General features: G+C 40.2%; 7 protein-coding genes. 6 read left to right on the forward strand and 1 reads right to left on the reverse strand.

Annotated features, from left to right (window positions below; translation table 11 throughout):
- Window positions 1–110 precede the first annotated feature (110 nt).
- The 6 genes from ccoG to Q0296_RS07525 all read left to right on the forward strand — a co-directional run bounded on the left by ccoG (window position 111) and on the right by Q0296_RS07525 (window position 8,115).
- Complete coding sequence (gene ccoG / locus Q0296_RS07500) at window positions 111–1,436, forward strand: cytochrome c oxidase accessory protein CcoG (protein WP_298038814.1); 1,326 nt, start codon at window positions 111–113, stop codon at window positions 1,434–1,436.
- 30 nt (window positions 1,437–1,466) lie between these two features.
- A complete protein-coding gene (locus Q0296_RS07505; RefSeq protein ID WP_298038817.1) occupies window positions 1,467–2,093 on the forward strand; it encodes a TetR/AcrR family transcriptional regulator in 627 nt (208 codons plus the stop codon).
- A gap of 107 nt (window positions 2,094–2,200) precedes the next feature.
- Window positions 2,201–3,358 carry an efflux RND transporter periplasmic adaptor subunit gene (locus Q0296_RS07510; protein WP_298038819.1) on the forward strand — a complete coding sequence of 386 codons (1,158 nt, stop codon included), beginning with the start codon at window positions 2,201–2,203 and terminating at the stop codon, window positions 3,356–3,358.
- 10 nt (window positions 3,359–3,368) lie between these two features.
- Entirely contained in the window at window positions 3,369–6,494 is a 3,126-nt protein-coding gene (locus Q0296_RS07515) for an efflux RND transporter permease subunit (RefSeq protein WP_298038822.1), read from the forward strand.
- Window positions 6,484–7,866 carry an efflux transporter outer membrane subunit gene (locus Q0296_RS07520; RefSeq protein WP_298038825.1) on the forward strand — a complete coding sequence of 461 codons (1,383 nt, stop codon included), beginning with the start codon at window positions 6,484–6,486 and terminating at the stop codon, window positions 7,864–7,866. Before Q0296_RS07515 ends, Q0296_RS07520 begins: the two co-directional genes overlap by 11 nt.
- 21 nt (window positions 7,867–7,887) lie before the next feature.
- Entirely contained in the window at window positions 7,888–8,115 is a 228-nt protein-coding gene (locus tag Q0296_RS07525) for a hypothetical protein (RefSeq protein WP_298038831.1), read from the forward strand.
- A 128-nt stretch (window positions 8,116–8,243) separates the two neighbouring features.
- Here the strand turns inward: Q0296_RS07525 and aqpZ are convergent, their stop codons facing one another.
- The gene (gene aqpZ / locus Q0296_RS07530; RefSeq protein WP_298038835.1) at window positions 8,244–8,951 is read right to left on the reverse strand and encodes an aquaporin Z; all 708 of its coding nucleotides are present in this window, start codon (window positions 8,949–8,951) and stop codon (window positions 8,244–8,246) included.
- Window positions 8,952–9,717: the final 766 nt, after the last annotated feature.

The following is a 9,717-nucleotide window of genomic DNA, read 5'->3' on the forward strand; positions in this document are numbered from 1 at the left end:
TGAGTATAGTCTGTTTTTTATAAATTTAAGCTTTTAGGCAAATTTAAAATATTTAATACTTTTTTAATAACCCAAAATTTATAATCTTAAAATTTCAAAAAGGGATTGTCATGTCAAAGGATCTTCATCTTAGCTACGCCAAGAGGCGTTACATTTTTTTTGCCTGTATCACGTTATTTGTATTTATTTTGCCATTTATCAGGATAAATGACTCGCAGCTATTTTTGCTGAGCTTTGATAAGAGCAGAGTTGATCTATTTTTTACAAAATTTGATATGCAAGAGCTATATTTGCTGCCATTTTTGTTTATCACTTTGTTTTTGACTATATTTTTCCTAACGACGCTTGCAGGGCGTATCTGGTGTGGCTGGAGCTGTCCGCAGACCATTTTTAGAACGCTCTTTCGTGACCTTTTGCAAACTAAAATTTTAAAGATCAGAAAAAATATCCAAAACAAACAAAATGAACCACAAGGTCAAATTTTTAAGCGTGCATTAGCAGTTGGAATTTGGTGCGTTTTAGCCCTTATCATAGCTGCAAATTTCATGTGGTTTTTTGTGCCGCCATTTGAGTTTTTAGCCTATATAAGCGAGCCAAGCGAACATAAAATTTTACTTGCATTTTGGCTTAGCATCGCTGCTTGGCTAGTCTATGACGTGGTCATTTTAAAAGAGAATTTCTGCGTCTATGTCTGCCCGTATGCGAGGGTGCAGTCAGTTATGTTTGATAGCGACACGATCCAAGTTATTTATAATCAAAAACGAGGTGGCGTCATATATGATGGCAAAGAAAAATTTAAAAAGCCAAAAGAAGAAGGCGCGCTTTGCACTGGATGCGAGGCCTGCGTGAGGATATGTCCGACGCATATAGATATAAGAAAGGGCATGCAGCTTGAGTGCATAAACTGCCTTGAGTGTAGCGACGCGTGCGCTAAAGTGATGGGGCATTTTAACGAAAGCTCGCTTATAGAGTGGAGAAGCATAAATTCTCAAAATGAAAATAAAAAGGTGAAAATTTTTAGATTTAGAACGGTTGCTTATCTTGTCATTTTGTGCGTAGTTTTGGTAGCTGCAGCGCTGATGAGTGGTAAAAAAGAGAGCATGCTTTTAAATATAAATAGAACAAGCGAGCTTTACAAGGTTTTAGATCAAGGTGAGGTTGAAAATTCTTATGTATTTTTAGTGCAAAATACCCAAAGCAAAGAGCATAAATTTTACTTTGAGATAGATGATAAAAGCATAGAAATTTCTCGTCCAAATAAGCCATTTACGCTAAAAGCTGGTGCAAAACAAAAGGTCATCGTCACGCTAAAATCAAAAAATGAAAACACAAGCGAAAAAGATCTTTTAAAACATATAAATATAAAAGCTTATGCAACTGACGAGCCAACTATTAGCGTGCAAAGGGCTAGCACCTTTATCTATCCTAAAAGATGATAAAATGGCAAAAATTTAGTGGGAAGTGAAATGGCGATCTCAGAAAAGGGCAAAAAACGATACGAACTCATCGTAAAAACAGCGCTTGAGCTATTTTTAAAAAATGGCTACGAAAAGACAAGCCTTAGCGATATCGTGGCGATAAGTGGCGGCTCGCTTGCTAGCATTTACACATTTTTTGAGAGCAAAGAGGGGCTTTTTCAAGCGATCATCGAGCAAGAGATAGATGCGCTTATAAAAGAGGTCGATGAGAGAATAGATCTTAAAATTTCTCACAGCTTGGAGGAGTTTTTAACTAAATTTGCAACCATTATTTTTTCTATCATCTGCACCAAGAAAAATATCTCACTTGGCAGGATAATGATGAGCGAGGGCCCTAAAAATGGCGGCAAACTTGGCAGGACATTCTTAGATCAAATTTTAAATAGGATCGACCTTGTACTTATAAATTTCTTTGAAAGAGATGAGGTAAAAGCCGAGCTTAATCCAAAATTTCCAGCCAAATTTGCTGCAAAATGCTTTATAGAAAATGTAAAGGGGTCACATTACTACAACGCCCTCATATTAGACGAAGAGCCAAAACTAAGCAAAAAAGAACGCGAAGAGCACGTTGCTTTGTGCGTGGAGCTATTTTTAAATGGCATCATTAAAAAGTAGAATTGACTTTTAATTTATATTTAGTTATAGTCAGTGACTTTTATAATTTGTAATGAAAATTACAAAACTAAACTTGGGATTAAAATTTAAAATTAAGAGAGGTTTTTATGTTGAAATTTAAAAGTTTTCTTGTGCTTTCAGCTGCCGTTTTTTTGCTTTCTGGCTGCTTTGAAAGTGGCGACAAAAAGGCTGCTGCAGGCCGCCAGATGCCAACATCTCATGTTGATATATTTGTTGCACAAAAAGCAGATGTGCCTATTAGCTTTGACTACACAGCCACAGTTACAAGTAACCAAGATGTCATCATCTATCCAAAGGTTGGCGGCACGATCATAAAGCAGTTTTTTAAGCCTGGCGATAAGGTAAAGGCTGGAGAGAAGCTATTTCTCATAGATCCAGAGAAATATCAAGCTAGCTACGACTCACTTGATGCAGCCGTTGGCGTCGCAAATGCAAATTTAAAAAATGCCGAGACTGAGTTTAAAAGAATTTCTGCCCTTTATAAGAAAAATGCAGTCTCTCAAAAAGACTACGACGCAGCCGTTGCAGCTTATGATATCGCAAATGCAAATTTAGTAAGCGCAAAAGCAAATTTAAAAAGTGCAAAAATAGATCTAGGCTACACAAGCATAGTGGCTCCATTTGACGGCGTAGTGGGCGATAATAAAGTCGATGTTGGCTCACTTGTAGTAGCGAGCCAAACTCAGCTTGTAAGACTAACTAAGATAAATCCGATCGAAGCTGACTTTTACATCGCAGACATGGATAATCTAAGTAGAAAAGCAAATTTAGATAGTGGCGCTTGGCAGCAACTAAATAGCGAGGCTGTTTTAAATTTAAACAATGAAGATTTCACTGGCAAAGTGACTTTTATAGATAACGTCGTAAATACCGCAACTGGCAGCGTTTTGGCAAAGGCTAGCTTTGATAATAGTGAGGGTAAAATTTTACCAGGTGCGTTTGGTCATATAAAGATGAGCGGATTTGTTCAAAAAAATGCCTTTAACATCCCACAAGTTGCCCTTCAGCAAAGCGCTACAAACACTTATGTTTTGGTCGTAAAAGATGGCAAAGTAGGCCAAAAAAATGTAAAAACTAGCTACCAAACAAAAGATATGGTCGTAGTGACTGAGGGTCTTGAAGAGGGCGATAAGATAATAGTTAGTAACTTCCTTAAAATCGGAGTTGGCGCACCAGTTGAAACTGACAAAGACCTAAGCGCAAATTTCTTAAACAAAGATGCAAACGCTACAAGTAGCAAGTAAAGGCAGATAGATGTTTTCAAGATTTTTCATAAACCGCCCGATATTTGCAACTGTTATATCTATCATCATAGTTATAGCAGGTTTTATGGGTATCAAAGGGCTTCCTATAGAGGAGTATCCAAGTCTTACACCGCCTACTGTCTCTGTAACTGCGACATATAGCGGTGCTGACGCGCAAACTATCGCTGACTCGGTCGCAAGTGCCATTGAAGATCAGATAAATGGTGTTGAAAATATGCTTTATATGCAAAGCACCTCAAGTTCAGCAGGTACTATGAATATAAGCGTATATTTTAAGATCGGCTCATCATCAAAGCAAGCTACGATCGATGTAAATAACCGCGTGCAAGCTGCCCTTTCAAGATTGCCTCAAGAGGTGCAAAATATGGGCGTAACGGTGCGTGAAAGAAGTGGTTCGATCCTTCAAGTAGTTGGCTTTACAAATCCAAATATGAACCAAGTTGAGCTATATAACTATGTAAATTTAAACATCGCTGATGCGATCAAAAGGGTAAATGGTATCGGCGATACAGTGCTAATTGGCAACAAAGAGTATTCGATGAGAATTTGGCTAAAGCCAGACAGACTTGCTCAGTTTAAACTAACTCCAAGCGACGTCATCTCTCAAGTAAAAATTCAAAACTCACAATACGCCGCTGGCAAGATCGGCGAGCAGCCATCAAAGGGTGAAAACCCTTATGTTTATTCAGTAGTTTCTGAAGGACGTTTTAAAGATCCAAAGCAGTTTGGCGAAATTTTGATAAAAAGCGAAGATGGCACAGTTGTTAAGCTAAAAGAGGTCGCCACAGTCGAGCTTGGAGCTGCTATCTACGCATCTGAAGCTATGCTAAATGGCAAGCCAGCAGTGCCACTTTTACTATTTTTACAAAACGATGCAAATGCACTTGCAACTGCTGAAGCGGTCAAAGCAAAGCTTGAAGAGCTAAAGAAAACCTATCCAGTTGGTCTAGAGCACACCATAGCCTACAACCCAACTGAATTTATCACCGTCTCAATAGACGAAGTCATAAAAACTTTCGTAGAAGCGATGGTGCTAGTTCTTATCGTAATGTACTTTTTCTTAAAGAGCTTTAGAGCTACCATCATACCAATGCTTGCTGTGCCAGTCTCTATCATAGGCACATTTGGCGGACTTTATGTGATGGGCTTTAGTATAAATTTGATCACACTTTTTGCCCTGATTCTAGCCATCGGTATCGTCGTAGATGATGCGATCATCGTTATAGAAAACGTTGAAAGAATTTTGCATGAAGATAAAGAGATAAGCGTAAAAGACGCCACGTTTAAGGCGATGGAGGAGGTGCAAACCCCAGTCATCTCTATCGTGCTCGTGCTTTGCGCGGTTTTCGTGCCAGTTTCATTTATGGAGGGCTTTGTAGGCGTTATACAAAAGCAGTTTGCGCTAACACTTGTTGTTGCTGTTTGTATCTCAGGCTTTGTCGCTCTTACTCTTACGCCAGCACTTTGTGCGGTTATGCTTAAAAAACAAGAGAACAAGCCATTTTGGATAGTTCAGAAATTTAACGACTTTTTTGACTTTAGCACTAGGCTCTTTACAGCAGGCGTGGCAAAAATTTTAAAACACGTCATCATTAGCTTTATAGTCATTGGCATAATGGGATTTGCGACGTATGGCCTTTTTCAAAAAGTGCCAAAAGGGCTTGTGCCTTCAGAAGATAAGGGCGCTTTGATGGTTATCACCTCGCTTCCACCTTCAACAAATATGCTAAAGACCAAAGAAGAGGTAAAATCTATTAGTAACGCCATTTTGAGCAACCCAAATGTCGAATTTACCATGGGATTTGCAGGCTATGATATGCTAGCTAGCTCACTTAGAGAAAACTCAGCCATTAGCTTTGTCAAGCTAAAAGACTGGAATGAAAGAAAGGGTGCAACGGACGGTGCAGATGCTTTAGTAGGTCAGTTTAACGGCATGCTTAGGGGTTCAAAAAACTCAATGACCTTTGTCGTAAATGTGCCACCTATCATGGGTCTATCAATGACTGGCGGCTTTGAGATGTATCTACAAAACAAGAGCGGCAAGAGCTACAACGAGATAGAAGCGGACGCTAGAAAGGTAACTGCAGCTGCAAACGCAAGGCCTGAGCTAACTGGCGTAAGAACGACGCTTGAGACAAACTACCGCCAGTTTAAGATAACAGTTGATAAAGAAAAGGCAAGGCTATTTGGCGTAAGCGAGAGCGAAATTTTTAGCACGATAGCGGCTAGCTTTGGCTCTTACTACATAAACGACTTCAACCTTGCGGGTAAATCATACCGCGTATATGCAAGGGCAAGCGATAACTTTAGAAACAACCCTGAGGATCTAAGAAAAATTTTCGTCCGCTCAAAAGATGGCGGCATGGTGCCACTAAATTCAGTAGCAACGCTTACAAGATCGATCGGACCTGATATCGTTGATAGATTTAACCTCTTTCCAGCGGCTAAGATCATGGGCGATCCAAAACCTGGCTACACATCAGGCGATGCGATAAGAGCGATACAAGAGGTCGTAAATGACACGCTAAGTAGCGATGAGTACGCTATAAGCTGGGCTGGAACGGCGTATCAGGAGGTAAATTCTCAAGGAACAGGCACGGTCGCCTTTATCTTTGGTATGGTCTTTGTCTTTTTGATCCTTGCGGCTCAGTACGAAAGATGGCTCATCCCACTTGCAGTCATAACTGCCGTGCCGTTTGCAGTATTTGGCTCGTTGCTAGCTGTTTGGATAAGAGGGCTGACAAACGATATCTACTTTGAGATCGGACTCTTGCTACTCATCGGTCTAGCGGCCAAAAACGCCATTTTGATCGTAGAATTTGCTATGCAAGAGCGCGAGAGCGGAAAGAGCATATTTGAATCAGCTGTAAATGCGGCCAAACTTCGCTTTAGACCTATCGTAATGACCTCGATCGCATTTACTCTAGGCGTTTTTCCAATGGTTATAAGCACAGGCGCAGGCGCTGCATCTCGTCACTCACTAGGAACTGGCGTAGTTGGTGGCATGATCGCTTCTACTACGATAGCGATATTTTTCGTGCCTATGTTTTACTATTTGCTTGAAAATTTAAATGAAAAATACTGGAAAAAGGGAGCAAAAAAAGATGAGAAATAAGGCGTTTATACTTATAACAGCGGCGTTTTTGGCTGGTTGCTCGTTTCGCCCAGATATGCCAAATGTGGATACAAATTTCACCTCAACATACACTTACGAGACAAGCGATATAAGAGATCTTTGGTGGAAGGAATTTCACGATGAAAATTTAAATGTTCTTGTTGAAAGTGCGCTTGAGAAAAATACAAATTTACGTATTGCATATTTAAATTTACAAAAAGCAAAGGCAAGTCTTGGCATTGCTGAAGCTGACTTGCTACCAGGGGTAAATTTAAATGCAAGTTATACCAAGGCAAAAACCAGTGGTGAAACCTACACCAAGCAGCCTCAAACACGTTATAGAAGCTCGAGCATAAATTTAGGACTAAACTACGAGATAGATCTTTGGGGTAGAGTGCGAAATAGCGTACTTGCAGCTAATGAAAGCTTAAACGCTAGCAAATTTGACTACGATAGCGCTAGACTAAGCCTTAGCTCAAGCGTAGCAAAAAGCTATTTTGCTCTAGTGTCGCTAAACATGCAAGAAGCGGTGTTAAAAGAGACACTAAAAACCTACGAAGATACGCTAGCGCTTCGCAAGACGCAGCTTGATCTTGGTGGCATAAATGAGATGACCTATCTACAAAGCAAGGCTGCGGTTGAGAGCGCAAAAATGAGCCTTATTTCGGTGCTAAATTTAAAGTCAAAGGCGCTAACCTCGCTTGCTATCCTAACTGGCAAAAACAATGATGAAATTTTAAAAGGCGCAGTTGCTAGCTCAAAAACCTTGCCAGCCTCACCAGAAATAAGCGCTGGCATTAGCTCTGATATTTTGTTAAGAAGAAGCGACGTAGCAAAAGCGCTAGCTGATCTAAAGGCGACAAATGCGCTCGTTGGCGTGGCAAAGGCTGATTATTTCCCTACGATCTCACTTACTGGGCTTTTAGGCTTTACGAGTGTTGATTTTGAAAATATATTTGTAGGAAACGCTAACACTTGGAGCATAGGTGGCTCTTTAGTTCAGAAGATCTTTGACTACGGCAGAACAAAAAACAATGTCCGCATCGCAGAGACAAACGAACAAATCGCAGCCATCACCTATGAAGGCACGGTAAAAACTGCACTTGGAGAGGTCAGAGACGCCCTTATATCAAGGCAAAATGCAAAGCTCTCTTTGGATCAGGTGAAAAATTTGCTACAATCGCAACAAAAAATTTATTCGCTCGCCAAAGATCAGTATGACGCTGGCTACATCGGACACCTAGAGCTTCTTGATGCGCAGAGAAATTTACTCTCAGCAAAGCTTCAAGACATCTCGGCAAAGCTTGATGAGGTAGATAGCGCGGTTGAAGTTTACAGGGCTTTTGGCGGCGGATTTAAGTTAGAAAAGTAAAATTACAAAAGGAGAAAAGTAGTGAGTAAGATATTAAATTTCTTATTTTCTTGGGGATTTTTTGTTTTTGCCATCGTTCTTGGCGTGGCATTATGGTTTGCGATAAATTATGTCGATACGATTAGACTTGAGTCTAGTTTTTATGATATCGGCGAGATATTTATGATGGCAGCTGTCTTTGGTATCGTTTTTTACCTAGTTGCAGCGATATTTGTTATACCTATTAGGGCGATGACAAAAAAGGCCTAAATCCTCTTTTCATCTAAGAATTAAATTTCTTAGATGAACCCTCAAAACATCTTATAAATTTCTTTTTACTTATTTAAATTTTTAGAAGTAGAAAGGGCGAAGATCGCCCCTTGAAGTATAAAATTTGATTATTTTGCTCTTTTGCAGCCGCATGTGCAGCCTAAAATCCTATAAATGATAGCTCCTATGATCGCTCCAACGATAGGCGCAACCCAGAAAAGCCAAAGCTGCTCTAACGCCCAACCGCCCTGAAATATCGCAACGCCAGTTGAACGAGCTGGATTAACCGATGTGTTTGTGATAGGTATCGAGATAAGGTGGATAAGTGTCAAACCAAGGCCAATAGCGATCGGCGCAAAGCCTTTTGGTGCACGCTCATCAGTCGCACCTAAGATGATGATAAGGAAAAATGCAGTTAAAACTACCTCAGCAACTAGCGCTGAAACTAGGCTGTAGCCATTTGGTGAGTGCTCGCCGTATCCGTTGCTAGCAAAACCGCTCGCAGCAGCGTCAAATCCAGCCTTGCCTGAAGCGATAAGATATAGCACGCCAGCAGCTGCGATCGCTCCGATAACCTGTGCGATGACGTAAGGCACGAAGTCTTTTTTGTCAAATCTTCCGCCAACTAATAGACCAACCGATACGGCTGGATTGAAGTGTCCGCCGCTGATGTGACCAACTGCGTAAGCCATCGTAAGAACCGTAAGACCAAACGCTAGCGAAACGCCTGCAAAACCTATGCCTAGCTCTAGGAAAGCCGCTGCAAATACTGCACTGCCGCAACCTCCAAAAACTAACCAAAATGTGCCAAAAAACTCGGCTAAATATTTTTTCATATTTTTTCCTTTAGGTAAATTTAAAAACGGGCGATTTTAGCATAAATTTGTAACTTTGCAAAATATTTTATAGTCTAAATCTATAACATAATGTCTCATGGGGCGTTTTAGTATTTGTTCCGGTTATTAAACTCGTGTCTCGGATTTGCTGAAAACTTAGCGGTACTGATATCAAGATTCTCCGAGCTTGGCGTGCGGCACCTAGCGTAAGCGTATATTTTTTACGTTTTTGTTGTTCTCTACGTACCGTTAAACCGATTATTTGCATATTTATTAGTTATCATCTAATTTGTTAAATTTTACTCATAGACCACGATCTGTATGCCGTCCGGAAAGAGCGTATTTACTAAAACCGTCGCTGTTTTTCTCATAATTCAAAGCAAAAAATATCCTTAAATATAAGCCTTTAAAATCAAAACAAAAACTAAAAACGCAAAGAACTATCTTGAACTAAATTGCGATAAGAGCCGGGTTGATCGTAAAAAGCTTCTAGACATTAAGTGTTGGGGCTTTATTTGCCACAATCAAGCCCGTAGTCATTTGACGGTTCTTTTGCGCTTATCGCTGAATGCGGCGGAAATATAGCCGCAGTTGTATGGTAAATATTAAAAAGTCGCATGGGCGACCAAAAATACTTTTAATCCAAAATTGTTAATCGCCCCTCTACGTCTTGCCGAATAGCTTTGTGCGTGCTTAAGTACTCTTCCAAAATATCTAAGCAAGAAGTAGCAATCATCTTGGGAGTACCGAAAGTTTTTACATGTTC

This window comes from uncultured Campylobacter sp. (assembly GCF_937890585.1).
Classification (GTDB): domain Bacteria; phylum Campylobacterota; class Campylobacteria; order Campylobacterales; family Campylobacteraceae; genus Campylobacter_A.